Below are 24,429 nucleotides of genomic sequence, written 5' to 3'. Positions count from 1 at the left end.
GTCGCAAGCGGGCGGGAGGCGGGCCGATCAGTTCACCATCGGCTTGGCAGTGGCAGCCGCGCGCTTGGCCGGAGCCGGCAGCTCGACATTCACTTCCAGCATGGAACAGCCGCTTTCGCGCTCCAGCTTCACCGCCACCTTGTCGTCATCAATATTGACATACTTCTTGATGACGGCCAGCAGTTCCTGCTGCAAGGCGGGCAGGAAGTCGGGGCTGTCACGGCCGGACCGTTCGTGCGCCAGCACGATCTGCAGCCGCTCCTTGGCCTGGGCCGCCACCGTGGGCGGCTTGGACTTGCGGAAAATATCCAGCAGGCTCATGCGGTCCTCCGCAGCAGGCGGTCCAGGAAGCCCTTCTTTTCGGGCTTGACGAAGCGATGCTCGATCTTCTCGCCCAGGAAACGGCCGACGGCGTCGGCATAGGCGAGGCCGGCATTCGACTTGTCGTCAAGAACGACGGGCATGCCGACATTCGATGCCTTCAGGACGGCGGGGCTTTCCGGAATGATGCCCAGCAGCGGAATGGCCAGGATGTCCAGCACATCCTCCACCTTCAGCATCTCGCCCTTTTCCACGCGCTCCGGATCGTAGCGGGTGACCAGCAGATGCTCCTGCACCGGCTCCAGCCCCATTTCCGCCCGGCGCGACTTGGCCTGGATCACGCCCAGGATGCGGTCGCTGTCGCGGACGGAAGAAACTTCGGGGTTGGTGACGATGATGGCGTGGTCGGCATAATAGAGCGCCATCAGGGCGCCCTTTTCGATGCCGGCCGGGCTGTCGCACAGGATGTAGTCGAATTCCTTCTTCAACTCATCCAGGATCTTGCCAACCCCTTCCTGGGTCAGCGCATCCTTGTCCCGCGTCTGGCTGGTCGGCAGGATATACAGGTTTTCCACCCGCTTATCCTTGATCAGTGCCTGGCTGAGACGTGCTTCCCCGTTGATCACGTTGATGAAGTCGAACACCACGCGGCGTTCGCATCCCATGATCAGGTCCAGATTGCGCAGACCGACATCGAAATCGATGATGCAGGTCTTGAAACCGCGCAGGGCCAGACCGGTGCCAAAGGCGGCGCTCGAAGTGGTCTTGCCCACGCCGCCCTTGCCGGAGGTCATCGTAATGATCTTGGCCAAGAGGCGTCTCCCAAGGTCAAAGGTTGATCACAAATTCCGTCACGTCCCGGAGGACGCAAGCGGATCGATATGGAGATAGCCATTGTTCAGGTAGATTTGAACCTGACGACGGCGGATATCCTGGCCGATGTCTTCCGACACGCGGTAAAGTCCGGCGATGGACACCAGTTCGGCGTCCAGGCTCTGACAGAAGATACGGGCCGACTGGTCACCGCTGACCCCGGCCAGCGCCCGTCCGCGCAGCGACCCATAGACATGGATCGACCCGTCGGCCAGCAGCTCGGCACCCGGACTGACGGAACCGATCACCACCAGATCACCGCCAGGGGCGTAAATCTGCCGGCCCGACCGGATATTCTCCGCAATCACCATGGTGCTGCGCTGGGGGGCCGGCGGCTCCGGCATGGCGACGGGCGCCGGTGTCGGGGCGGCAGGTGCCTGTGGCTGTATCTGCACATTGGCCAGACCCTGCGCGGGGCTGCGGCCCGTGCCGGCCAGCGGATCGAAGGTCTCGACCTTGCCGCGGGGGGCAGCCAGCAGCGCCATGCCGCGCGCAAGGGCGGCGTCCTGCTGTTCCTTGCTGCCACCCTGCAGGCCCACAGCCATCAGACCCAGATTCTTCAGCAGTTTGCAGAAGGCATCCATGTCGAACGGAGCGCCGGCGGGCAGGTCGTCCAGGTCCAGCACCACGCCCGCATGGCGGAAGAAGTTCGGCGCCTGCGCGATCTTGCCCGACAGAACGGGGAAGAAGTTGGGATTGTGGGGGTCGCTGACCTTCAGCACCATCATGGTGAAGGTGCTGCCGCGCAACTGGAATGGCGCGTCCCTATAGGCGACCTGCATGCTCATGTCCGGTTCAGACCCCACCTGTCCCCTGAACGCAAAAAACGGAACCGGTCGCAACCATTGCGCCCGTGGCCCCGCCGCGTTCTGCCTGATGACGTCGTTCAAGCCCTAAAGCTGACCCGCCGTCAAGGATTTCATTGGCCACATCTTGCGACAAGGTTGCAAGGTTACACAATATCTATTCCGAGGAGGGACGGATGTGCGGCCCGCCATCGGCTGCGTGCTGTGCGATACCTTCCGCCATACCGTTGATATCGCTGGAAACGACCCGTCAGGACAGCGACGCTGGGCCTTTGGAGACGTATTTCCAGGGTGCCCGGGCGGGTGGCGATCCGCTGTTCGCACCCGCAAAAGGCGACTCGGAATGCTTGCGCAAAAGATGTATGCCGCCAGATATTGTGTGAAGCTTTCGTTTCGCCCGCAAAGGCTAGTGACGCCTACGATATTATGGGGTATCGTGGCCCCGTCGACCCAAATCAGGGGATGGATCGGATAGTGTCAGCGGCATATTGCCTTGCAGCATTCTCCATCAGCGCCGCGGCAGCAGGCCGTCCGGCGCCGCATGATCCGCCCCCCGCAGGATCGACCACCAGGCCGGATCGTCACCAACCGCACCACTCAGACCGAGGGTGCGGTTTTTTGTTGCCCGGTCTTTGCCTGCCGCGTTCCCGCTTCACCAGGACTTTTTCCGTCCCTAGCCGATAGTGAGGAGATGCCAGATGGCCAAGCGCCAGTCCAAACCCGCGTCCAGCAGCAGCGACAGCAAGGTCCACCCGCTCTTCCCCCGCCAGTCCACGGGCTGGGACCCGCTGGGCGGGAACGAGGAGCGGCGCGACCAGTCCTATGTCCGCACCGTCAAGCCGATGAGCGCGGGGCAGGGCCTGCTGATGCAGGCCATCAAGGAACACAACCTGACGCTGGCACTCGGCCCCGCGGGTACGGGCAAGACCTATCTGGCCATTTCCTCTGCCGTGGCGGCGTTGGACAAGGGGGAGGTCGACCGCATCATACTGTCCCGCCCCGCCATTGAGGCCGGGGAGAGCATCGGCTACCTGCCCGGTGATATGAACGAGAAGATGGCCCCGTTCCTGCGGCCGCTCTATGACGCGCTGTCCGACCGGCTGGGGGCCAAGCGGTTGAAGGCCATGATGGCCGATGGATCGATCGAGATTGCACCCGTTGGCTATATGCGGGGCCGGACGCTGAACAACGCCTTCGTTGTCATCGACGAGGCGCAGAACTGCACCTATGCCCAGATTAAGATGCTGCTGACCCGCCTGGGCTGGCATTCCACCATGGTCCTGACGGGTGATCCGGACCAGTCGGACCTGCTGGATGGCCTGTCCGGCCTGTCGGAGATTGCCCGGCGGCTGGAAGTGGTGGACGGCATTGCCGTCGTCCGTCTTGCCGATGCCGACATTGTCCGCCACCCACTGGTGGCCAGCATGCTGACCGTGCTGTGATACCAGGGGCACGAAATCATGACCGATGGTCACGCTTTCGTGCCCCTCAATCGCCGGCGTCGCCATCCGGCGACGGCCCGTCAGTTCGACGCGGCCCCATCCTGACGCAGGTTTTCCATGTAACGTTCTGCCACCTTCTCCCGGTCGATCCGCTGCAGCCCGCGCATCAGGCTTACCCGCGCGCGTCGTCCGCGGTCACTGCCATTGAAGCAGACATGCAGCGGTTCCGGCGGCCCGATGGGCAGCGCGCTCAGCGACAGCGGGGAAAAGCCCCTACCCTTGATGTTGCGCTCCAGCTCTGGCTTCAGGAAGGCAAACTGCGAGACTTCCACGACGGCCGCATCGATACGGCCGGCCTGCAGCTTGCGCAGGTTGGCGATATCGGACGCGGCCACATCCACCTGCAATGTGCCCTTGCCGCGCAGCCCATCGATGATGGGGCCGTTATCATAGCCATCCACGATGCCGATCAGCAGATTCTGCAGGTCGGCCGGATGCCCCCATCTGATCGGGTTGGTCTGACGTTCGGCCAGGGCGTAACGGAAACGGCCGATGGGCAATTCGGACAATATGCCGCCGGCTGCCGCGCATTCGGTCGCCGTGGCCGTGAAGAAGCCGACATGGCCGTTATCCGGCTGCATCGCCGTCGACACTGCCCGCTTCCACGGCAGGATGGTGATGGTCAATCTGTCGCCCTGGGTGGCGAAGGCTGCGCGCAGGACGGTGGTCATCGCCCCGCCGTCCGGCAGGCTGCCGGAGAAAGGCGGCCATTCCAGGGTGGTGAAGGACCACTCCTCGGCTCCGGCCGGCAGCGGCGCCAACAGCATTCCCAACAGGAACGCCAATGAACGCAGCCGCATGCCCACCTCCACCTCGAATTTGATTGTCGTTAACCTAGGGTGACAGCGTTGGCAGGGCAACCGGGCTTCGCATAACCTTTTGCGCCACCGGTGCGCGGGGCCGGTCAACCGGCCCGGACCCGCGCAATGAAGCTATCGACCTGCTGGCGCAGGTTGTCAGCACTGTGCGACAGACCGCCGGCCGCCTTTGCCAGGTCCGCCGCACTGATGCTGGTGCTTTCCACGGCCCGGCTGACCCCGCTGATATTGCCGGCGATCTCCTGCGTGCCCAGGGCCGCCTGCTGCACATTGCGCGCGATCTCCCGCGTGGCGGCATCCTGTTCCTCCACGGCAGCCGCGATGGTCGTGGATATCTCGTTGATCTCCGTGATCGTGCGTGTGATCTCCACGGTGGCGGTCACGGCATGGCCCGTCGCCTCCTGGATGCTGGCAATGCGGTGGGAAATGTCCTCGGTGGCCTTGGCGGTCTGGCTGGCCAGGTTCTTCACCTCCGACGCCACCACCGCGAAGCCCTTGCCGGCCTCACCCGCACGCGCGGCCTCGATCGTGGCGTTCAGTGCCAGCAGGTTGGTCTGGCTGGCGATTTCTGCGATCAGCTTGACCACGGCGCCGATGGCGTCGGCCTCCGCCGCCAGACTCTGGATGGTGCTGTTGGTGGCATCGGCGCGGTCGGCGGCGTTGCGGGCAATCCCGGCAGAGGTGCCGACCTGCCGCGTGATTTCCCCGATGGCGCCGGTCATCTGCTCCGCCGACGCGGCAACGGTCTGCACATTGGCGCTGGTCTGTTCCGTGGCGGCCGACACCACCCCGGTCTGGCCCTGTGCCTGTTCGGCCGTCTGCGACAGGGTGCGGGCATTGGCGTTCAATTCGGTTGCGGCGCGGGCCACCTGCTCCACAATGCCCAGCACCCCGGCTTCGAAACTGTCGGCCAGCGCCAACATCCCCTGGCGCCGTTCGGCCGCCGCCCGGGCTTCCGCCTGCTTCACCTCGTCAGACAGCCGCTGCGCCGCCACGGCGTTCGCCTTGAAGGTCTCCAGCGCACCGGCCAGACGTCCGATCTCGTCATGCCGGCCCAGGCCGGGAACGGTGACAGCCAGATCGCCCCCCGCCACCTGCGCCATGGCGGCCGTCACGGCCTCCACCGGCCGGGCGATGGTGTAGGTGGAGATGTAGAAGGCCAGTCCGCCCAGGACGGCGATACCGACGGTCATGACCGCCAGGACCAGATTGCGCGACAGGATGGCGTCGGCGGATGCATCCGCCGATTCCTTCTTCATCGCGTCGCGCAGATCATCCGACAGCTTCAACGCCTTGTCGCGGACCCCATCCATGATCGGATCAAACCTGGTCTGAACCAGCACCAGCGCCTCGTCGGTGCGCTGGGCGGTGACCAGGGGGGCGATGTCCGCGAATACGGCCTGACTGGCGGTCAAGTCCTGCTGCAGGTCGCGGATGCGGTCGGCATATTGCGGCGCCGCTTTCATAACGTTATCGAAATGACCGGCGGTCTGCCCGAAATTGCGGACGCCCCGTTCATGCGCATCCTTGATCGGCTTCTCCCCCTTCAGGGCCAGCAGCTTATAGCTCTGCCGGCTGACCGCCGTCATTTCGCGCACGGCCCGGATCACCTCCATCCCGGCCGCCGACTGGCCCGTGATCAGCGCTGAATATTGGCGTTCGGTGGTGACAAGGCGGGTAGAGGCGAAGACGCCCACGCCGATTGTCAGGGCGCTCAGCAATGCAATGATCGCCAAGATACGGGTGGAAATATTGAAGCGGCTGATATTCATGAAGACGGTCCGGTCCCTTGGCCTGATGCCGGGCAAGATAACCGGCCGCTACCGTCCACGCCAGCCGCCTTCAGCGCTTCGTTGCGGATAACCCTGTCCGGCCCAGGAAGTCGTCGATGGCGGCCAGCACCCGGTCACGGATGCTGTCGGCTTCCATCAGCAGTTCATGGCGGGCGCCGGGGAAGGGGACCAGGGTGCAATCGGGCAGGAGACGCGCCGCCAGATCGTGCCGATCGTGCCGCACGATGCCGTCCGCCCGCGCCGACAGCAGCAGGATCGGCAGCCGCACCGTTTCCAGCCGATCATGGGTGAACAGGTGGTGGATGGACGTCAGAGCCGCATCCAGCCAGCCCCAACTGGCCCCACCCAGGGCGATGGACGGGTCCGCCACGCACAGGGCGTGGCCGCGCGCGAAACGCACGGGATCGGAGGTCAATTTGTTGCTGGCGAAGTCGGGCGCGGGATCGGCCGCCCACGGCTCCTGACCCAGGGCATAACGGTGTCCCCGTCCCCACGCCACGGCCCGTCGTGCCAGCCATCGGGCGCCCGCCTCCGGCAGCGGGAACGTCTGCACGCCCAGCATCGGGGCCGACAGGATGGCTGCGGCAAAGGGGTGGGGCCGTTCGGCCAGGAAGCGCAGCAGGATATGCCCGCCCATGGAATGGCCCAGCGCCACAATCGGTCCCGTCACCCCGTCCATCAGGCGGGGCAGGCAGGCTGCCAGGTCATCCAGGAACTGATCGAACCGATCGACATGGCCGATCCCGGCATCGGCCAGCGGCCGGCTTGATCCACCCTGGCCGCGCCAGTCCAGGCACAGCACATGCAGGCCGCGCCGGGTCAGGTCACCCGCCAGTTCGGCATATTTCTCCACGAATTCGGCTCTGCCGGGCAGAATCAGGATGGTCGGTGCCCCTGGCGCGGGCCGGGCATCCTCTGCGGGGCGCCAGCGGGAGAGGCGCAGCCGGGTGCCGTCAGGGCGCATCAGCGCTTCATGCGACCAACCGCCATCTGCCGATACGGCACCAACCATGACACTATCCATTGCTGTTCCAATCCTTCTCACCGGTTTGACCCGCCGGCCGCACCGGCCTATGGTGCGGCACAGCAACAATAGGTGGCCCAAGCCGTGCCGCCAAGCGTGGGAGTATCTATCACGATGGATAACGTTGCCCGCCGTTCCGGCCTGGACCCTGCCGACCTGACCGGCTTCTATTTTGAAGATCTGTATGTCGGCATGAAGGGTGTCTATGCCCGGACCATTACGGAAACCGACATCGTCATGTTCGCCGGCATCTCCGGCGATACCAATCCCATGCACCTGAACGAAGAATATGCAAAGGCGACGCCGTTCGGCGGACGCATCGCGCATGGCATGCTGTCGGCCTGTTTCATTACCACGGTCCTGGGTACGCGACTGCCGGGGCCGGGATGCATCTACATGTCCCAGAATCTGCGGTTCCGTTCGCCCGTGCGCATCGGCGAGACGGTGACCACAACGGTGACCGTTTCCAGCCTGGTCCCCGAAAAGCGCCGGGCCATGCTGTCGACCATCTGCACGGTCGGTGACCGCGTCGTTATCGACGGTGACGCCATGGTCATGGTGCCTGCCCGTGCCATTGCGCCCCTGACCGCGGCGGAGTGATCGGCCAATTTTGCTGACACGCGAGAATGGACGGCGGCCCGGGGTCTGATCGGCAATGCGCCCCAGGCTCTGGACCGCCGCTGCTTTTCCCGACTATATGCATGGCGGTTCCCGCCTTTCCGGTTCGAATGCCCCCATGCTGATCTATCGCCACACCACTGACCTTCCGGCCGCCATCCGCGGCTGTGCCGTGGCGCTGGGCAATTTCGACGGGGTCCATCTGGGTCACCGCACCGTGATCGAAACGGCACGTCAGGCGGCCCGTGCCCTGGATGTGCCGGCGGCCGTGCTGACCTTCGAGCCGCATCCGCGCAGCCTGTTCCGTCCTGACGACCCGCCCTTCCGCCTGACGCCCTGGCGGATCAAGGCGCGCCTGATCGAGGCGCTGGGCGTGGATGCGCTGTTCGACGTGCATTTCGACGAGGCCTTCTCCCGCCTGACGGCGGAGGAATTCGTGCAGCAGGTGCTGGTCGACGGGCTGGCGGCGCGCCATGTCGTTGCCGGCTACGATTTCGTCTTCGGGAACAAGCGCGGCGGCGACATGCGCTTTCTGGCCGAAGCCGGGCAACGCCACGGTTTCGCGGTGACAGAGGTGCGGCCCGTCCTCGGGCCCGACCAGGCCGTCTACTCCTCCACCCGCGTGCGCCAGCATCTGGAGGCCGGCGATGTCGAGCAGGCGGCCGCCATCCTGGGCCATGACTGGGAGATCGAGGGGCGGGTCGAGCATGGCGACAAGCGCGGCCGCACCATCGGCTTCCCCACCGCCAATGTCGAACTGGGCCCCTATCAGCGGCCGCGCCTGGGCGTCTATGCCGTGCTGGCCGGGGTGGATGATGGCGGGGCCACGGTCTGGCACAAGGGGGTGGCCAATATCGGCCGCCGCCCCACCGTGGGTGGGGTGACGGAACGGCTGGAAGCGCACCTGTTTGATTTCGACGGCGACCTGTATGGCCGGCATCTGCGCATCCGTCTGCGGCACTTCATCCGCCCGGAGATGAAGTTCGACAGTTTCCAGGCCTTGAAGGACCAGATCGTCACCGACAGCGACAAGGCCCGCGTGTTGCTGGGATAGGGGGCGCTTACGGTGCCGTCCCTTCCGCCTTCACCGTTTCCAGCCCGTTCTTCAGCTTGGCCTGCGCTGACTTGCGCAAGCCGTCATTGTCGGCCTGCTGGGCGGCGCGGGTCCATTGGAAGCGCGCCTCGTCCCGGCGGCCCACGGCCCAGTAGGCGTCGCCCAGATGGTCGTTGATCGACGGGTCGGCCGGTTCCAGTTCCAGGGCCTTTTCCAGCAGGTCGACGGCGGCATCCATCTTGCCCAGCTTGAACTGGGCCCAGCCCAGGCTGTCGGTGATGAACCCGTCATGCGGCCGGGCGGCCAGCGCCCTTTCGATCAGGGCCTTGCCCTCTTCCATGCGGGTGCCGCGGTCGACATAGGAATAGCCCAGGTAATTCAGCACGCTGGGCTGATCCGGCTGCAGGGACAGCGCCTGTTTCAGCGCCGTTTCCGCCGCCGGCCAGTCGCCTTTGGCGTCCAGCGTCATGGCGCGGGCATAATGAAGGGCCCAGTCGCCGGGGCCGGGGGTCTTCACGCGCGCCAGCGCCCGGTCATAGGCGGCGAGGGCCGCGTCATTGTGCTTGGCGATGCGGTGCATGTCGCCCAGCCGCAGCAGCGCGTCCGTCCGATCCGGCCGCTCCGCCGCCATCTTTTCCAGCAGGGCGGTGGCGTCCTCACTGCGCTTCAGTTCGCGCAGCACCTCTACCTGACGCAGACGGGCCGTCCATTGCATGGCCGGACTGGCGGCAACGCCGATGGTCCGGTACTCCGTCAACGCCGTCTCATCCCGGTCGCGGGCCGACAGGATGTCGCCCACCAGGATGCGGGCCAGTGGCTGGCTGCTGTTCAGAAGCAGGGAGACCCGCCCATACAGCAGCGCCATCTCCAGCGCGCCTTCCTGGTGCAGGGCGCTGGCCAGGGAGAAAAGGGCTTCGGCCAGGCCGCTGGCGGCCCCGTCCACCAGACGCGGCGTCGGGCCGCTGCGATCCAGCCGCGCCAGCGCCTCTTCCACCGGCATGTTGCCGGGATTGGCATTCAGGAAAGAACTGTACAGCTTTCGCGCCGCATCCTTGGCGCCGGCCCGTTCCTGGAAATTGCCGATCAGCAGGGTCAGGCGCAGCGGCGTGCCCTGGTTGGCGGCTTCCGCATAATGGCGAAAGGCGGCGTCACGGTTGTCGCGCAGATCCTCGATCAAGGCCAGCTGCTGGGTCCGGATCGCCTGGAACCCGTCATGGGCGGATAGGGGGTCCAGCGCCTTGATGGCCTTGTCGCTGTCCCCCTGCGCCACGGCGATCCAGGCCTGCAGCAGTGGGCCGATATAGGGGGCCATGCCGTCGGCCGGCAGCTTGCCCACGCGATCCGCAGCCTCCGTCAACCGCCCGGCGCGCAGCGCGTCGGCGACCAGCAGGGCGTGGGCCACAAAACTGCCTCCCTGTTCCGACGCGGCCATGCGACGCGCCAGCGCCAGCGCTTCTTCCTGCCGCCCCTCGCCCAGGGACAACAGGAAGGTCCGGCGCATCAGCGCAGGGTTTTCCGGGTCCTGACGCAATGCTGCACCCAGATTGGCCGTCGCCACGTCCCAGGCACCGGCATTCTGGGCGATGCGGCCGGTCAGGTAACGGGCCACCGCGCTTTCCGGAATCGACTTGACCGGTGGCGGATTGGATTGCGCCAGCGACGGGCCGGCCAGCACGAACGACAGGAGTACAGCATTAAAGGCCGTAAAGGACGACCGACCCCACCGAGCAGCCACGCGCGCGATCCTTGATGTCAAAATCCCAGGCGTCAGTTCGGGACAACCTAGCTCGTCTCCAGCCTAAGCCCGCTTCCGCCCTCTATTCAATAGCACGCAGGAACCGTGCCATCATGTTCGCATAAGGATGGGGAGCCCCCGGGTCGAATCAAGGTGCCGCCAGCCGTATCAGATGGCGGAATGCCGCCAATTTGGCCCGTTGCCGCGGGTGGGGTTCGTCTATGCATATTTTGCATTCTAGCTGCGCAAAACCCATACAGTGTCTTGCCTATTTTTTAACAAGCTCTGACGTAATAAAGGGCTTGCTGACGGCGAAGTCGTCAGCTGCTCGAACCCAGGGACCTTGCATGTATCCCGCAGTGGCTACCGGAGCCCTCAATCCGGCGAACGGCATGGTGGCTGCCGTGATGCCCACCAGTTTTGAGACCTCGGCGATCCAGACGCCGCCCCCTGCCAATGACGCCGCGTTCGACGGTGTCGAGGTCCTGGCCAACCAGATCCTCGCTGCTGTGGACCGGTGCCGCGCGCTGGGGCATCGCGATCCCCGGATCACCCTGACACGACCCACCGAGACGGTGGAAGGCGTGCGCAACCGGTTGCTGATGGCTGGTCTGTCGCCCGTGATCCGCGCATCCTCCGTGGCTGGTCAGTCCGTCCTCAGCCTTCGCTGCTGATCCGCTCCGACGGATTGTCAGTGACCGCCGGGCCCAATCCGGGCTTGCCGGACGAAGAAGATTTGTTCATGATCCGTACTCATGAGCATGATCTCTCCCTCGCCCGACGGGCCTGCGATGGCGGCCGGATCGGATGGCGCCACCGTGACGCCGCCGCTGCTGGCAGTGACTTTGCCGCGTCCCGCATCGGACGCGGCGGCCGCCATTACGCGTGGCGTGCGTCGTATGCTTGCCGAACGGGGTGTGCGCGGGCTGGTGGAATTTCCGCTGGCCAATGGTCGGCGTGCCGACATCCTGGCTCTGGCCGATGATGGTGAAGTGACCATCATTGAGGTGAAAAGCGGACCGGTTGATTTCAAGACCGACCAGAAATGGCCGGAATATCTGGAATTCTGCGACCGGTTCTATTTCGCGGTCGATGCCGAATTTCCCCAGGAACTGATCCCGGCCGAATGCGGCCTGATCATCGCCGATGCGTTCGGCGCAGAAATCCTGCGGGCATCGCCGCTGGCCAAGCTGGCGGCGGCACGGCGCAAGGTGCTGACCCTGCGCGTGGCCCAGACGGCCATGGCCCGGCTGCATCGGGTGGAGGATCCGGGGCAGGGACGGTGAGTCCGGACGGCGCCCCGTTCCTGTTCCCTGCCGGCTTTATTCCAGCATTGGCAGGCCGGTTTCGATCTCAAGCAGCGCGGCCAGGAAGGGCACGGCCAGATCCCGGCGCTGGCCTGTGCCGCGTTCGGCTTCCTGCAGCGCCGCCTGGAAGGCGCCGCGCCAGCGGCTGTCGTCAAACAGCAGCTTGTCGGCACGGGCCCGCTGGACCAGGGTGATGGGGGTGCGGGTGTCGGTCACCGTCTTGTCTAACCGGGCAGACAGGACATCGGCTTGCGGCCGGTCCTTCGCCTTCAGTGCCCCGTCGATCAGCTCGACATAGGTCTCAGCCTTCAGGTCATTATCCTGAAGCTGATCGGCATAGGTCAGGGTCAGGACCTTCTCGCCCCGGGCTTCCAGCTTTCCCAGCACCTGGGGAACGGTCCAGGGGCTTTCCTCCTGCACCGTGCGCAGCAGGCCGAGCGCCAGATTGGTATCGCCCAGGTCGCCGGCGGCCACCGCCAGTTCCGGTGGGCAGCAATTGCCGCGGCGGTCCTTGAACCGGCTGAACTGTTCCTCCACCGTATTCAGGAACAGGGTGCGGGCCCGCGCCTCCAGCCCGACGCGCAGCAGGGATTGCGCCACCAGACCCAGTTCCCAGGCGCAGCCCTGGGTGCGGGCGAATTCCGTCACCTCCTCGGCCACCTGCGTGGCGCGCGCCATGTCGCCGCGCCAGACCAGGGCCTCCGTAATGTCGGACAGGTTATAGACGCGGGTGGAGCAATCGGCGAATTCGCGCGTGATGGCCAATGCCCGATCCACCTCGCCCGTCAGCGCCAGGGTGCGGCTGACGAACAGATCCTGACTGACATCACCCTTGGCTCCGCCCGATCGCAGAGCCTGGACGAAAGGGGCCACGATGGGCCGCACGCGGTCCTTCGACCCGATATGGTAATGGGCCACGGCCAGCGACAGCCAATCCCAGCGCGGGGCCGCGATGGGATATTCGATCGGCGTCACCAGCGCTTCGATCCGGTGCAGCAGGCAGGCATTCGATTTCGGGTCGGTGCAGACCAGCCCGCGCAGCCGGTTCTTGAACTCGACATAGTCGAAATCGCCGATGAACTGGTTGGTCATCAGCTGGACGGCCAGCGTGCTTTCCGGCAGGCGGGTGATGATGTCGGCCAGCAGCGCGTCGGCCTGCTGCAACAGCTTGGCCTGTTCACCTTCATCATAGGACTGGTCGGCCTGGCGGATGGCCTGCATGGCCTGCACGAACTGACGGTTGGCCTGCGCGTTCTGGTCGCTGCTTTGCGCCCACGCGGCGACCGGCATCAGCATCAGCACCAGCGACAGGGTGGCCGAGAGCCAGAGCCCGGTCCAGATCGACGCGGGCTCAGTACGGGACTTCGACATGGCTTACCACCTGGCGAACCCGCGCGATGTCCCGCGCATGATTGCGGACCCGTTCCAGTTCCACTGACGACCGGCCCCGGCCCATCAGATAGATGACCTGATTGACGGTCTCGATCGTGTAATTGCGCGACGTGATCTCGGGATCGGTCAGCAGGGCCGTGCGCAGCTGCGCCGTGATCCACATGTCGGTCGCCTTGTCGGTCAGGCTGCTTTCGTCGCCGATGCCGATCTCGTTGATGACTTCGTTCACGCCCTGGACCTGCCATGCCAGGCGCACGGCCTGCACGCGTTCGTCGGGGTTGGCGGCGCGGCCCGCCAGCAGAGCCTTGCCGTCGCGCACCTCCACCCGCAGGCGGCTGTCCAGGTCACCGGCGGCATCCCATTTCTGTTCGATCGCCTGCCGGACGGCGTCGTCGTCAACCTTGGCGGCCGTCGCAGCCGCCGCAACCGGTCCCGGCTTGTTGCCACTGTCCGTAGCGCAGCCGGCTGTCAAGGCCAGCCCGGCCAGCAGCAGCAAACCCACGCCCGTCGGCGCCATCAGGCGCATCTGCCCCATCGTTCAATCTCCCGCAGCCGCACCATTCCTTCATGTCGTGTCGGCCGGATATTAGAGAGGAAATGTGGTGAGAACCGGGCCGGGGGATGCCGTTCTGTCTGTCCCGGCGGGGTGGGTCATGGGGCCTCAGGCGAAGGGTGCGGCGGTCATCACCGCGGAAAGCTCACGGGCCAGGATGCCGGCGATGTTCCGCCGTGCTGCCGCGTCGCGCAGCAGGCTCTCATCCTGGGGATTGGACAGAAAGCCGGTCTCGATCAGCACGGACGGAATGTCCGGCGCCTTCAGGACCGCGAAATTGGCTGAACGCATCGGGTTTTCCAGCAGCCGGATCTGCCTTCCGGCGCCCTGGATGATCGACTGTTTGGCGTGAAGTGCTGCCGTCACCGTGTGGCGCGCGGCCAGATCGACCAGGATGCCGGCCACCTTCTCATCCAGATTGGACACGTCCAGGCCCAGGCCACCGGCGACGTTTTCCTGCTGGGCGATGGCGGCCGCGAAATCGTCGCTGGCCGTGTCGGACAGCGTATAGGCCGACATGCCGCGTGCGCCCTTGTTGGGGGCGCTGTCGGCATGGATGGAGATGAACAGGTCGGCCTTGGCCGACTGGGCCAGACGCACCCGTTCCTTCAGATCGATGAAGCGATCGCCATCGCGGGTCAGTTCGACCTGCCAGCCGCGGGACTTGCCTACCTGGCGCGCCACTTCCTTGGCGATGTCCAGGACGACGTTCTTTTCATAGGTACCGCTGGCGCCGATGCAGCCGGGGTCATGACCGCCATGGCCGGGATCCAGCATGACCAGGCGCGGCGGGCGCGGTTTGCGGCCCGGGGCCTTGGACTTGGCTGCTTCCGCCGCTTCCGCGTGGGCGGTGGAAACAGGCAGCACCGTGACCGATGCCATCGGGACAGATGCCGACACACCCAAGGCGAAACGGAGCAAATCCCTGCGATTCATCGAAGCGGCCATCCACCGGGCCCAGGCGCGGACGGGCCCCCAGTCATTCGCCCATGTTTGGACCCGCCTGCGCCGGTGTGCAACAGAAACATGCGTGAATGTTGCGCGGATGCGGCATGGTGTGCCTGCAACGCTACAGGTCGCTCCGGGCGGTGAACGGTTCGGGGGGCAGGCGCAGGGTACGGCAGAACAGGGCGATCGTGCGGTAATAGCCAGCCAGCGCCAGCAATTCCACGATCTGCGCCGCCTCGAACCGTTCCGCCAACCGCTGCCATTCGCCATCGGTCAGGTCGCCGGCGGTATGCAGCGCATCGGCACTGTCCATCACGATCAAGTCGTCTTCGTCCCAGTCGGGACCCAGCGGGTTCTCCCGCCGGGTTGCCGCCACCTGATCCGCCGTCAGGTTTGCCGCAGAGGCGAACAGGGCCGCATGCACGCCCCATTCATAATCGGCTCCCGCCTGGGCGCAGATGCGCAGGATCATCAGTTCGCGGTGACGGGTGGAAAGGCTGCCCGCATCCAGCAAACCACCCGCGAACAGGCGGGAAAGCACGCGCGGATTATGGGCCAATGTGGTGAACAGGCGCAGCGGCGCCGCGCCCGGCGGCCGCATCCGGTCGATCGGGGCGGCGATGGTGGGATGGAAGGGCGCGGTGGCGGGGGCGAGACGCGCGGACATGACGATTCTCCAGCCATCAGGAGTGTGCTACATAATTCGTAGCGCATGATGGGGCGGTTTGCTACGGAAATCATAGCGCGCTGCAGGTGGAGGAGCATGACCTTGCCAGGGGGATCGAAAAGCGGGCGGCCCATCATGGTGCTGCTGGACCTGCTGGGCCGGCGCTGGGCGTTGCGCATCCTGTGGGAACTGCATCTGCATCCGGGGGTGAGCTTCCGTGCCTTGCGCGAACGCTGCGCCGATATCTCACCCTCCGTCCTCAACACGCGACTGACGGAACTGCGTGAGGCGCGGCTGATCGCGCTGGAGGACGGCTATGTCCTGACGCCGGAAGGGCGGGAACTGGGGGCCATGCTGGTGCCGCTCTACCACTGGGCAGAGGGGCATTTTTCATCTTCTGAAGGAGGGTATTGACAATATCACTTGATTGCGCGTTTGCGTGCTACTCAATGTTTGACTTTAGTGATTCAATCGCAGGGGCCACTGATTCAATCCAATTCTTCGCGGTTACGTCAAATTCATGGATAAACAAATTTGAGGCACCGCGCTCCAATAACCCGCGTCCAGATACAGATTTATGTATCAATGCAAGTGTCGGCAAATTAAGCATCAATGACATTGTGGCTTCAATCTGATTCCATTCAGTTGGAAGTATGTTCTTATTTAATAAATTTGTATCCTTTATTTTTCCAGAATCTATAAATATCTGGGGAAGTCCAAGTACGATTGTGCACTGACATTTGTTCATTAAATTTTTTACCTCATCAAACGGTGTCTTAAGGGGTGCGTGATTCTTGCCAATGGTATTTGCATTTAAGCCCATTGTTATTAAGAGAGTGTAGAAGCTCTCTAATCTTTTCTCTATAAAATTGGGGGCCCAATTTGGCCTGGAAACAAAAACCTCAATCATTTGGCGCATCTCCCGCATAGGTGGCTCAAGATCGTTTAAATACTCTATTGTTGAGCCGGCGTCGATACAATGTCTCGGGAGCGGAGTCTTGATGCTTTTCCCACGCCCAAGCCCAATTGATCCGTCGCCCAAGTTTTTTCCCCGTTGACAGAATTTAAACCATCCCGCATCACTTCCGATATCGGATGTATTGTGCGGCGCGAGAAGGCTCGTGCCGGAATCGGGGTGGAAAATGTTCGCCGCCATGTTGCGCGCCGGTATGCGCGCTGTGCGTATTGATGATCTGGACCGTCAGGACCGGGATTTCGCCTGGGAGGATCAGGAGCCGACTAAGGCCCTGTCGCCCAAGCCATTCTCCTTCATCTGGAGCCTGATCCGGGAGAAATTCGCCGGCCGTCTGACTCTGATGGTCCTGGCCGTGACCATCGGGCAGGGGATCGAGGCGTTCGAGCCCTATGCGCTGCGCGCCGTGGTCGACGCGCTCACGGCCTCGTCCACGGGTGGCGCGCCCGCGGCCGCCGCGCTGGGCCTGGGCGTGATGGAATGGTTCGGGCTGCTGCTGGCCATCTGGCTGTTCAGCATGGGCATGTATCGCGTCTATCAGATCACCGACATCTACACCTCGCCTTCCATCCGGGCGCTGGCGCAGAAGCGCATGTTCTCCTGGCTGCTGGGGCACAGCCCCCGCTATTTCCAGGATAATTTCGCCGGCAAGCTGGGCCAGAAGATCAAGCAGGGGGCCAATGCCATCCTGCATGTGATCGAAATCATGATGTGGGACGTCATCCGCGTCATCGTGCTGCTGTCGGTGGCTTTGGCGCTGCTGTGGACGGCCTCGCCCGTCTTCTCCGCGGTGCTGGCGGCGTGGATGGTGATCTATGTCGCCGTGTCCGGCTGGCTGGCCCGGCATTGCTTCACCTTGTCGGAGAAGATGAGTGCGGCCGTGTCCAGCTCGTCCGGCCGCATCATCGATGCCATCACCAATGCCGACCTGATCCGCGGCTTCGCCCGCACGGCGTTCGAGCGGACGTTCCTGGGCCATTATATCAACGAGGAACGTTACCGTTCCCGCCGGCTGCGCTGGTTCCTGGTGGCCATGCGCCTGTTCCAGATGCTGTCCATCGTGGGCCTGCTGGGTGCTTTGGTCTTCGTCGCCATCAGCCATACGCGCGAAGGCAAGATGAGCGTGGGTGAATTCACGCTGGTCTTCACGCTGGCCTTCCAGATTTCCAATACGGTCTGGCACCTGTCGGACCGGCTGCTCTCCTTCTTCGAGGAGTTGGGCACCCTGTCGGAAGCGCTGGATCTGGTCTCATCCCCGCATGAGATCACGGACACGGTCGGCGCCCCGCCGCTGCGGGTGCGGGCCGGCGGGATCGAATTGCGGGAGGTGCATTTCACCTTCGCCGACGGGACCAAGGTGTTTGACGGTCTGAACCTGGCCATCAAGCCCGGCGAGAAGGTGGGGCTGGTGGGCCGGTCCGGTGCGGGCAAGAGTACGCTGGTCAAGCTGATCCGCCGCCAGTACGACCCGCAATATGGGCGCGTGCTGGTCGACGGGCAGGACATCGCCCATGTCACCCTGGAAAGCCTGAATGCCAGCATCGCGGAGGTGCCGCAGCAGCCGGGCGTGTTCCACCGCACCGTGGGCGAGAACATCGCCTATGGCAAGCCGGGGGCGACGCTGGAGGAAATCCGGGCGGCGGCGGTCAAGGCCCATGCGGACGAGTTCATCATGAAACGTCCGTCCGGCTATGACACGATCGTCGGTGAGCAGGGGGTGAAGCTGTCGGGTGGTGAACGTCAGCGGGTGGCCATCGCCCGGGCCCTGCTGAAGGACAGCCGCATCCTGATCCTGGATGAGGCGACCAGCGCGCTGGACAGCGAGTCCGAGCATCTGATCCAGGAGGCGCTGTGGACCCTGATGGAAGGCCGCACGGTCATCGCCATCGCCCACCGCCTGTCCACCATCACCGAAATGGACCGCATCCTGTATCTGGAAGGCGGCAAGGTGGTGGAGGAAGGGTCGCATGCCGAACTGCTGGCCCTGGGGGGCCGCTATGCCCAACTCTGGCACCGACAGTCGGGCGGCTTCCTGGAAGCGGCGGAGTAAAAAAAGGCCCGTCGGTGCATCAGGCACCGACGGGCTTTCAGTTGGGGTTACACTACCAGAACCAAGCTTCCCTGACCGTTCCGCAACGGTCTGACGGGAAGCGGACGGCACGGGGCCGCCCAACCGCACCCCGCGGGGTGCGGATACCGGCGACGGACAGGATGCCGCCGGTATCTCGGGATTTCACTTGAACAGCAGGGGGGCGAAGGTCTCCAGATAGTCGCGCCAATTGATCCAGGTGTGGCCGCCACCACTTTCCACATAGGTATATTTGATCTTGTAATCGTCCAGGATCTGGCGGTAGGCGGGCGCCATCTTCATCACGAAATCGTCCTTGCCGATGGCGTAGAAGACCGGGCCGCCGCCCAGGGCGGCGCGGGCCTTCAGCGCGGCATCGTTGGCCTTGCGGTATTCGGCCGCCTGATCATCGCCCAGCATGCCGATGGAGAAGACGCCGATGGCGCCGAACACATCCGGCCGCGGCAGCCCGAACTGGATCGTATGGGCCCCGCCCATCGACAGGCCGGCCATGGCGCGGGTCTTCGCCCCCGGCAGGGTCCGGAAATGCGTGTCGATGAAGGGGATCAGGTCCTTGTGCAGGTCGGCGCCAAAATCGGTGTTGACCATGCCCTGCACACCCTCGCGCGGGGGCGTGTGGCCATAGGGCATGACCACGATCATCGGCTTGGCCTTTCCGGCCGCGATCAGGTTGTCCAGGATGTAGTGGGCGTTGCCCTTCTGGGTCCAGCTATCGTCATTGTCCGAATAGCCATGGACCAGATACAGCACCGGATAGCGCTCCTTGCCCCCGGCCTCATACCCTGGCGGGGTATAGACATGGGCGCGGCGCAGGATGCCCAGGCTGGCAGAGGGATATTCGACCAGCGACACCAGCCCGTGCGGCACTTCTGCCTTGTAGAACTGGTTGGCCTTGGCGGCACCGGGAATTTCCACGATCGACTGCACGCCGCCGAACGCTTCGCCAAACCGGGAACCGCGCGGGTCGGCCAGGCGCAGGCCATCAACTTTGAAGGTGTAGGTATAGACACCGGGATCAATGGCCGCCCCGGTGGTGGCCGACCAGTAGCCGTCGGCATCCTTGGCCATGGGCAGGCCCGGCGGTTTGCCATCCATGCCCGTGGGCACGCCGTTCATCTCCTGCGGCAGGACCGTGACATTGGTGGCGGTTTTGGCGCACAGGCGGAAGGTGACGCGGCCGTCGGGCAGAACCTCCACCGACTTATATTCCAGCGGCGGCTGGAAGAAGGTCCGCTCCTCGCAAGGCGCGGCGGCATAAGCGGGCAGAGTGCCCAGGAACAGGGCCGACAGGGCCGGTAGAACAAGCTTTCGCATGGATCGCTCCTGAACGCCCCGATGGGTTGTCCATCGGGGCTGTGACGCGGGACCGGTATGGGACAAGGTTGTCCCTAAAGTGTTGGAAAATCGGGACAACCTTGTCCCCGCGACATCAAAAAAATCAGAACTTGTACTTGGCCTGCACCCCGAAGCTGCGCTTTTCACGCAAGCCCACATTCAAGGTGGAATAGGTGAAGGAGGCGTTGGGCGCGAACAGGATATTGTCGTTGATGGAAGTATAGGCCTTCGACTGGAACAGGTTCGTGACGAACAGGTCCAGCGACACCGCACCCTTGGTGATGCCGGCACGGACATTGACCGTATGGGCGTCCTGGGTCTTGGCCACATTGGCCACATCCGACCAGACGCCGGACTTGTAGTTATAGTCGGCGCGGGCGAACCAGCTTCCATCCGTCCAGCCATCGATTTCGCCATTCAGCGTGACGCCGGCAGAGGCCGAATATTTCGACGTCACCGGCAGGGAATTGCCGCTGAAATCGGTGGTGCCGACCAGGAAGGTCACCAGCGGGGCATTGTAGGACTTGATCTTGCTGTCATTGATGGCACCGGCGGCGTTCAGCGTGATCATGTTGGTCAGGCGGTAGGTGCCGTCGAATTCCACGCCCTTCATGTCGGACGAACCGGCATTGATGGTGCCGAACACGCTGCCGAAACCGCCCGTGCTGGTCACGAAGGTCTGAATGACCTGGTTCAGCTGCTGACGCCATTGCGAGAAATAGGCGGCGAAGGTGTAGCGCAGGCGGCCGTCGATGGCGGTACCCTTGGTGCCGACCTCGTAGGTGGTGACCTTTTCCGGCTCCACGAACAGGTCGATGCCCAGCGTCTTGGCGATCGTGGCGCTCTGGCCGGTATAGGTGATGACGCCGGAATTCAGGCCGGCGGGATTGACACCCTTGGCCACCGACGCGTAGGTCATCAGGTCGTCGGTCCAGTCATACTGAGCGATCAGGCGCGGCAGGAAGTTCTTGTAGGTGCGTTCCGCCAGCTTCGATCCGGCCTTGTAGGTGCCGGCAGGCACAAAGGTGCTGTCCGTGACAACGATGTCCCTCAAGGGAGAAATATAGGCATAGAGCTTGTCGATCTGATAGCGCCCTTCGACGCTGGCCGTCAGCTTGTCAGTCAGGTCGTAGGTGACGCCGAAGAAGCCGCCCAGCGTCTTGTTTTCCGACTTGCCCGACGGGGTCACGCCGGTGGCCTGGGTGATATTGTCCAGCACGTCCACGGTGCGGCGGCCAGACGCCACCAGATAGGAGGCACCGGTCACAAAGCGCAGGGCACCCTGATCATCATAGCCAAGGCGCAGTTCCTGCGAAAAATCCTTGGAGATATTTTCCACCAGATAGGAGGAGCTGTAATAGGAGCGCAGCCCATTGGTGGCCGTGTAGTTCGGATTGGCGATGCCGGAGCTGTCATAATTGACGATGTCCGACAGCGAGCCCCACTGTTCGTGGTTGTAACCGGTCAGGGAACTGATGGTGACCCCCGTGTCCGGGATGTCATAGTCGGCGGCGATGTGGAAATGCTGATAATCGCGCACCAGGCCATAGCCATCAACGCTGTCGTCGGGGTCCAGCAGCCGGTTGGTCGTCACGGCCAGACGCGAGCGCACATAATCATCAACCGTCACATTTCCGGCCGGCATGCCGACGGGCAGGGACGGGGCCGTACCGCAGATGAACTTGTTGTAGCCGCCCAGGGTACAGTTCGACAGGGCCGGCAAAACGACATTGCCCTTGGCGTCCTTCACCTGATTGGCGCTCAACACGCCCATGGCCGCCGGGCCGTCATCATCATGCGACAACAGGCCGAACAGCTTGATGGTCAGGTTGTCGTTCGGCGTGGCGACGATCAGCAGATTGCCGCTGCTGGACTTCTGGTCGCCCAGCGTCTGATCCGGATTGGCAGCGTTGTGATAGGAACCGTCCTTGGTGTTGTAATCGCCAGCGATGCGGAAGGACAGCTTGTCCTCCACGATCGGGCTTTCCAGTTCGCCCTGCACGCGATAGGCGTTGCGCGATGCGGCGGAGGCGGTGATGCTGCCAGCCACCTTGTTGCCGGGTTCCTTGTTCACGACGTTCAGGGCACCGGCAAAGGTGTTGCGGCCGAAATAGGCCGATTGCGGACCGCGCAGCAATTCGATCCGTTCCGGATTCGATACGCTCATCACCGCCGTGGCCGATGAGACGGGCACGCCATCGATGAAGGTGGCGACGGGCGTGCTGTCGGTCGTGGCCGGGGTGAATCCGCGCAGGATCAACTGCTGGAACGACCGGTCGGCACGGCCGGAGCTGTTATTGTTGATGTTGAAGCCGGGCGTCTGGTCGGCCAGGGCGGACACGCTGCTGATGCCCCGCTGTTCGATTTCTTCCGACGTGACGGCCTTGACCGACACGGGCGTCTTCAGGATGTTCTCGGCCCGCTTACGGGCCGTGACGACGATCTCCTCCAGCTGGATCGTCTCTTCCTTGGCGTCCTTCTTTTCCTGGGCCTGGGCAGCAGGTGCCGCCCAGAGACCCGCCACCGACAGGGCGATCAGCGATACGCCCAAGGTGGGGAATGGCTTCAGTTTCTGCATCTTGTCTCCCATTTTCTCTTGAAGTCCCGCAAGTCGTGGGTGCTTGTTCTTCAAAGACACACGTCGTCCTTCGCAGTCCTGCACAAGGCTGCGTTCAGTTGTTTGACTGCGCTGTCAATAAATGGCCGTGTCCAGGCGCCGGGTTGGAAAATGGGCCCGGTAACCATTTATCAATGAAATGGTGCTTTTCAGGAAAAAGCGGTTCAAGCCGCTCGCCGGGGCTGTCCGACACGCGGTCAGACATTTGCTCACAAGCTGGGGCAGGATGGCGGGTCTGCCGTTTCCACGTCAATGCAAACGCTTGATATAAAAGGAATATTCGATTTGGCCCCTGCGTGGGGCGATATTTCCAGTATTTTTATGTGGAGAGGCTGATGGCGGTCCTCCCGCCCTTGGTGGTTTCCTTATTCGGGCTGCGCGGCTGCATCACTGTCCATATAGGCGGCCGGCGGGCGCTGGGGCTTGTAGTAATAGCCCGATTCCATGCGCTGATGCTCCTCATGCGCCTTGATGCGGTCCAGGACGGGCAGCGACCAGGCCGCCGCCAGCAGCCCCGTCCACAGGGCGATCGTGACCGCACGCTCCTTGACTGTTTGTGCCATCGCGGTGAACCGGGACATTCTTGCCTCCATCCTTCCCTGGTTGCTCCAGGTCATGCATTAACTGTACCGCTTGATCTTTGCCGGCTTCTTAACGACGGGGTGCCAAACCCGCGTCAGGGCTGTGACATAGTGAGGGCAAAGGGATAGGAAGGGGTTTCCAAGTGCGGATTGTGGTAACGGCCCTGGGATCGCAGGGGGATGTGCAGCCATTCGCGGCGCTTTCGGCGGCATTGGCGGCCCGGGGGCATGACCTCGTTCTGATCACCCATGGCGAATTTGCCCAACTTGTGGACGGAACCGCGATTTCGGTCGTGTCCGTGGCGGGCGATATCCGCAAGGATCTGGGTGAGGCCGGCAAGCAGATGTTCGCCGAGGGGGCCAGCCCGCGCGTGGTCGCCAAGGCCGTACGGGACATGAGCATGGAATATGCTGAATCCTGGACTCGCACCGGCCTGGACGCCTCCCGCGGGGCGGACGTGCTGGTGCCGTCGGGGGCTTCGGCCTTTCTGGGGGCCAGCCTGTCGGAGAAGATTGGCATCCCCTATGTCCAGGCCTATGCCCAGCCCAGCATCCCGACGCGGGCCTTTCCCAGCCCGCTGGGCCCGCCACCGCCGGCCAATCCCAAGGCGTTCGGCAACTGGCTGGGGTCCTGGTTGATCGGGCTGATGTTCTGGCAGGTGTTGCGGCCGGCGGTGAATAGCGGGCGCCGGCTGCTGGACCTGCCGCCTTTTCCGTTTGCCGGTCCCTATTGGCGCATGCGCCGCGAAGGCTGGCCCGTCCTGCTCTGCCACAGCCCGTCCGTGCTGCCGCCGGCACGCGATTGGCCAGCGCAGGTGAAGGTTACGGGCTATTGGTGGCTGGATCATCCTGACTGGCGCATGCCGGACGATCTGGCACGCTTCCTGGCGGATGGACCGCCCCCCGTCTATATCGGCTTCGGCAGCATGATGCCGGGCGATCCGGCCGCGACCACGTCCATTATCCTGGAAGCGGTGCGGCAGGCAGGATGCCGGGCCGTGCTGGCCGGTGGCTGGGGTGGGTTGCGACCCGACAATCCGCCCAGGGAAGTCTTTGCCCTGGACGGTGCCCCCCATGACCGGCTCCTGCCCCACATGGCCGCCGTGGTCCATCATGGTGGGGCCGGTACCACGGCGGCAGGGTTGCGGGCGGGCGTGCCCGCGGTCGTCGTGCCCTTCCTGGCTGATCAGTTCTTCTGGGCCTGGCGCCTTGAAAAGCTGGGTGTGTCGGGCGGCACCATCCGTCACCGCGATCTGGATGCGGACACGCTGGCCGCCGCCATCCGCCGCACCCTGGACGATTGCGACATGCGCCGTCGGGCCGCCTCCTTGGGTGCCAAGGTCCGGGCAGAGGATGGCTTGGGCGAGGCGGTGCGGATCATTGAGGGAGTTGATGCAAACCGCACCTAACCTCCTGCTGACGG

At 64.0% G+C, this 24,429-nt stretch carries 23 protein-coding genes; 8 read left to right on the top strand and 15 right to left on the bottom strand.

The genetic code is table 11. The annotated features are described in order from the left end of the window. Positions 1-27: 27 nt before the first annotated feature. The 3 genes from minE to minC are packed head-to-tail and all read right to left on the bottom strand — an operon-like array spanning position 28 to position 1,982. Entirely contained in the window at positions 28-321 is a 294-nt protein-coding gene (gene minE, locus ACODTW_RS04200) for a cell division topological specificity factor MinE (RefSeq protein ID WP_488944658.1), read from the bottom strand. Further along, positions 318-1,133, bottom strand: coding sequence for a septum site-determining protein MinD (gene minD, locus ACODTW_RS04195; protein WP_488944657.1), 816 nt, complete (start codon positions 1,131-1,133; stop codon positions 318-320). Before minD ends, minE begins: the two co-directional genes overlap by 4 nt. A gap of 39 nt (positions 1,134-1,172) precedes the next feature. Next, positions 1,173-1,982, bottom strand: a complete 810-nt coding sequence (gene minC / locus ACODTW_RS04190) for a septum site-determining protein MinC (RefSeq protein ID WP_488944656.1) — start codon at positions 1,980-1,982, stop codon at positions 1,173-1,175. Positions 1,983-2,698: 716 nt separating this feature from the next. On the opposite strand from minC, the gene ACODTW_RS04185 reads away from it, so the two are divergent. Continuing rightward, positions 2,699-3,442 (top strand): PhoH family protein, encoded by a 744-nt coding sequence (locus ACODTW_RS04185; RefSeq protein WP_488944655.1) that lies wholly within the window; start codon positions 2,699-2,701, stop codon positions 3,440-3,442. 80 nt (positions 3,443-3,522) lie between these two features. On the opposite strand, the gene ACODTW_RS04180 is transcribed toward ACODTW_RS04185, so the two are convergent. The 3 genes from ACODTW_RS04180 to ACODTW_RS04170 all read right to left on the bottom strand — a co-directional run bounded on the left by ACODTW_RS04180 (position 3,523) and on the right by ACODTW_RS04170 (position 7,137). Next, a complete protein-coding gene (locus tag ACODTW_RS04180) occupies positions 3,523-4,302 on the bottom strand; it encodes a hypothetical protein (protein ID WP_488944654.1) in 780 nt (259 codons plus the stop codon). A gap of 104 nt (positions 4,303-4,406) precedes the next feature. Continuing rightward, positions 4,407-6,092 (bottom strand): methyl-accepting chemotaxis protein, encoded by a 1,686-nt coding sequence (locus ACODTW_RS04175; RefSeq protein WP_488944653.1) that lies wholly within the window; start codon positions 6,090-6,092, stop codon positions 4,407-4,409. A gap of 70 nt (positions 6,093-6,162) precedes the next feature. Then, complete coding sequence (locus ACODTW_RS04170; RefSeq protein WP_488944652.1) at positions 6,163-7,137, bottom strand: alpha/beta fold hydrolase; 975 nt, start codon at positions 7,135-7,137, stop codon at positions 6,163-6,165. Between the two features lie 114 nt (positions 7,138-7,251). Here ACODTW_RS04170 and ACODTW_RS04165 point away from each other — a divergent pair, with 114 nt between their 5' ends. Then, positions 7,252-7,737: a MaoC family dehydratase gene (locus tag ACODTW_RS04165; RefSeq protein ID WP_488944651.1), complete on the top strand. Its 486-nt coding sequence runs from the start codon at positions 7,252-7,254 to the stop codon at positions 7,735-7,737. Between the two features lie 136 nt (positions 7,738-7,873). Next, the gene (locus ACODTW_RS04160; RefSeq protein ID WP_488944888.1) at positions 7,874-8,809 is read left to right on the top strand and encodes a bifunctional riboflavin kinase/FAD synthetase; all 936 of its coding nucleotides are present in this window, start codon (positions 7,874-7,876) and stop codon (positions 8,807-8,809) included. Positions 8,810-8,816: 7 nt separating this feature from the next. Here the strand turns inward: ACODTW_RS04160 and ACODTW_RS04155 are convergent, their stop codons facing one another. Beyond that, complete coding sequence (locus ACODTW_RS04155) at positions 8,817-10,544, bottom strand: tetratricopeptide repeat protein (protein WP_488944650.1); 1,728 nt, start codon at positions 10,542-10,544, stop codon at positions 8,817-8,819. Between the two features lie 407 nt (positions 10,545-10,951). Between ACODTW_RS04155 and ACODTW_RS04150 the strand changes: the two genes are divergently transcribed. Both ACODTW_RS04150 and ACODTW_RS04145 read left to right on the top strand, forming a co-directional pair. Beyond that, on the top strand, positions 10,952-11,218 hold the full coding sequence (locus ACODTW_RS04150; protein WP_488944649.1) for a hypothetical protein: 267 nt from the start codon (positions 10,952-10,954) through the stop codon (positions 11,216-11,218). An 81-nt stretch (positions 11,219-11,299) separates the two neighbouring features. Beyond that, positions 11,300-11,830: an MmcB family DNA repair protein gene (locus tag ACODTW_RS04145; RefSeq protein WP_488944648.1), complete on the top strand. Its 531-nt coding sequence runs from the start codon at positions 11,300-11,302 to the stop codon at positions 11,828-11,830. A 36-nt stretch (positions 11,831-11,866) separates the two neighbouring features. On the opposite strand, the gene ACODTW_RS04140 is transcribed toward ACODTW_RS04145, so the two are convergent. The 4 genes from ACODTW_RS04140 to ACODTW_RS04125 form a co-directional block, all read right to left on the bottom strand. Continuing rightward, positions 11,867-13,222, bottom strand: a complete 1,356-nt coding sequence (locus ACODTW_RS04140) for a hypothetical protein (protein ID WP_488944647.1) — start codon at positions 13,220-13,222, stop codon at positions 11,867-11,869. Then, complete coding sequence (locus ACODTW_RS04135; RefSeq protein ID WP_488944646.1) at positions 13,203-13,778, bottom strand: BON domain-containing protein; 576 nt, start codon at positions 13,776-13,778, stop codon at positions 13,203-13,205. Before ACODTW_RS04135 ends, ACODTW_RS04140 begins: the two co-directional genes overlap by 20 nt. Positions 13,779-13,904: 126 nt before the next feature. Further along, complete coding sequence (locus tag ACODTW_RS04130) at positions 13,905-14,678, bottom strand: N-acetylmuramoyl-L-alanine amidase family protein (protein ID WP_488944645.1); 774 nt, start codon at positions 14,676-14,678, stop codon at positions 13,905-13,907. A gap of 187 nt (positions 14,679-14,865) precedes the next feature. Beyond that, on the bottom strand, positions 14,866-15,411 hold the full coding sequence (locus ACODTW_RS04125; RefSeq protein ID WP_488944644.1) for a carboxymuconolactone decarboxylase family protein: 546 nt from the start codon (positions 15,409-15,411) through the stop codon (positions 14,866-14,868). A gap of 96 nt (positions 15,412-15,507) precedes the next feature. Here ACODTW_RS04125 and ACODTW_RS04120 point away from each other — a divergent pair, with 96 nt between their 5' ends. Beyond that, the gene (locus tag ACODTW_RS04120; RefSeq protein WP_488944643.1) at positions 15,508-15,825 is read left to right on the top strand and encodes a winged helix-turn-helix transcriptional regulator; all 318 of its coding nucleotides are present in this window, start codon (positions 15,508-15,510) and stop codon (positions 15,823-15,825) included. A 28-nt stretch (positions 15,826-15,853) separates the two neighbouring features. On the opposite strand, the gene ACODTW_RS04115 is transcribed toward ACODTW_RS04120, so the two are convergent. After that, positions 15,854-16,567, bottom strand: coding sequence for a hypothetical protein (locus ACODTW_RS04115; RefSeq protein WP_488944642.1), 714 nt, complete (start codon positions 16,565-16,567; stop codon positions 15,854-15,856). Here ACODTW_RS04115 and ACODTW_RS04110 point away from each other — a divergent pair. Beyond that, the gene (locus ACODTW_RS04110) at positions 16,554-18,434 is read left to right on the top strand and encodes an ABC transporter ATP-binding protein (RefSeq protein ID WP_488944641.1); all 1,881 of its coding nucleotides are present in this window, start codon (positions 16,554-16,556) and stop codon (positions 18,432-18,434) included. The genes ACODTW_RS04115 and ACODTW_RS04110 overlap by 14 nt on opposite strands. A 183-nt stretch (positions 18,435-18,617) precedes the next feature. Here ACODTW_RS04110 and ACODTW_RS04105 read toward each other — a convergent pair whose 3' ends face one another. From ACODTW_RS04105 to ACODTW_RS04095, 3 genes are all read right to left on the bottom strand, one after another. Continuing rightward, positions 18,618-19,787 (bottom strand): alpha/beta hydrolase-fold protein, encoded by a 1,170-nt coding sequence (locus ACODTW_RS04105; RefSeq protein WP_488944640.1) that lies wholly within the window; start codon positions 19,785-19,787, stop codon positions 18,618-18,620. Between the two features lie 124 nt (positions 19,788-19,911). Next, positions 19,912-22,386 carry a TonB-dependent receptor gene (locus tag ACODTW_RS04100; protein WP_488944639.1) on the bottom strand — a complete coding sequence of 825 codons (2,475 nt, stop codon included), beginning with the start codon at positions 22,384-22,386 and terminating at the stop codon, positions 19,912-19,914. Between the two features lie 404 nt (positions 22,387-22,790). Further along, positions 22,791-23,006: a hypothetical protein gene (locus ACODTW_RS04095; RefSeq protein ID WP_488944638.1), complete on the bottom strand. Its 216-nt coding sequence runs from the start codon at positions 23,004-23,006 to the stop codon at positions 22,791-22,793. A 143-nt stretch (positions 23,007-23,149) separates the two neighbouring features. Here ACODTW_RS04095 and ACODTW_RS04090 point away from each other — a divergent pair, with 143 nt between their 5' ends. Next, complete coding sequence (locus ACODTW_RS04090; RefSeq protein WP_488944637.1) at positions 23,150-24,415, top strand: glycosyltransferase; 1,266 nt, start codon at positions 23,150-23,152, stop codon at positions 24,413-24,415. The last annotated feature ends 14 nt before the right edge of the window (positions 24,416-24,429 follow it).

It is taken from the genome of Niveispirillum sp. FG148, from assembly GCF_057809655.1.
The sequence above is the reverse complement of the archived record's forward strand: the minus strand, read 5'-3'. Positions and strand labels throughout refer to the sequence as shown.

What these genes read in the sequence shown, in the direction of transcription:
- minC (WP_488944656.1), bottom strand. Translation starts at nt 1,982, where the DNA reads ATGAGCATGCAGGTCGCCTATAGGGACGCGCCATTCCAGTTGCGCGGC.
- ACODTW_RS04095 (WP_488944638.1), bottom strand. Translation starts at nt 23,006, where the DNA reads ATGTCCCGGTTCACCGCGATGGCACAAACAGTCAAGGAGCGTGCGGTC.
- ACODTW_RS04115 (WP_488944642.1), bottom strand. Translation starts at nt 16,567, where the DNA reads ATGGCGGCGAACATTTTCCACCCCGATTCCGGCACGAGCCTTCTCGCG.
- ACODTW_RS04100 (WP_488944639.1), bottom strand. Translation starts at nt 22,386, where the DNA reads ATGCAGAAACTGAAGCCATTCCCCACCTTGGGCGTATCGCTGATCGCC.
- ACODTW_RS04145 (WP_488944648.1), top strand. Translation starts at nt 11,300, where the DNA reads ATGAGCATGATCTCTCCCTCGCCCGACGGGCCTGCGATGGCGGCCGGA.
- ACODTW_RS04150 (WP_488944649.1), top strand. Translation starts at nt 10,952, where the DNA reads ATGCCCACCAGTTTTGAGACCTCGGCGATCCAGACGCCGCCCCCTGCC.
- ACODTW_RS04120 (WP_488944643.1), top strand. Translation starts at nt 15,508, where the DNA reads ATGACCTTGCCAGGGGGATCGAAAAGCGGGCGGCCCATCATGGTGCTG.
- ACODTW_RS04125 (WP_488944644.1), bottom strand. Translation starts at nt 15,411, where the DNA reads ATGTCCGCGCGTCTCGCCCCCGCCACCGCGCCCTTCCATCCCACCATC.
- minE (WP_488944658.1), bottom strand. Translation starts at nt 321, where the DNA reads ATGAGCCTGCTGGATATTTTCCGCAAGTCCAAGCCGCCCACGGTGGCG.
- ACODTW_RS04185 (WP_488944655.1), top strand. Translation starts at nt 2,699, where the DNA reads ATGGCCAAGCGCCAGTCCAAACCCGCGTCCAGCAGCAGCGACAGCAAG.
- ACODTW_RS04175 (WP_488944653.1), bottom strand. Translation starts at nt 6,092, where the DNA reads ATGAATATCAGCCGCTTCAATATTTCCACCCGTATCTTGGCGATCATT.
- ACODTW_RS04110 (WP_488944641.1), top strand. Translation starts at nt 16,554, where the DNA reads ATGTTCGCCGCCATGTTGCGCGCCGGTATGCGCGCTGTGCGTATTGAT.
- ACODTW_RS04165 (WP_488944651.1), top strand. Translation starts at nt 7,252, where the DNA reads ATGGATAACGTTGCCCGCCGTTCCGGCCTGGACCCTGCCGACCTGACC.
- ACODTW_RS04180 (WP_488944654.1), bottom strand. Translation starts at nt 4,302, where the DNA reads ATGCGGCTGCGTTCATTGGCGTTCCTGTTGGGAATGCTGTTGGCGCCG.
- ACODTW_RS04105 (WP_488944640.1), bottom strand. Translation starts at nt 19,787, where the DNA reads ATGCGAAAGCTTGTTCTACCGGCCCTGTCGGCCCTGTTCCTGGGCACT.
- ACODTW_RS04140 (WP_488944647.1), bottom strand. Translation starts at nt 13,222, where the DNA reads ATGTCGAAGTCCCGTACTGAGCCCGCGTCGATCTGGACCGGGCTCTGG.
- ACODTW_RS04170 (WP_488944652.1), bottom strand. Translation starts at nt 7,137, where the DNA reads ATGGATAGTGTCATGGTTGGTGCCGTATCGGCAGATGGCGGTTGGTCG.
- ACODTW_RS04135 (WP_488944646.1), bottom strand. Translation starts at nt 13,778, where the DNA reads ATGGGGCAGATGCGCCTGATGGCGCCGACGGGCGTGGGTTTGCTGCTG.
- ACODTW_RS04160 (WP_488944888.1), top strand. Translation starts at nt 7,874, where the DNA reads ATGCTGATCTATCGCCACACCACTGACCTTCCGGCCGCCATCCGCGGC.
- ACODTW_RS04130 (WP_488944645.1), bottom strand. Translation starts at nt 14,678, where the DNA reads ATGGCATCGGTCACGGTGCTGCCTGTTTCCACCGCCCACGCGGAAGCG.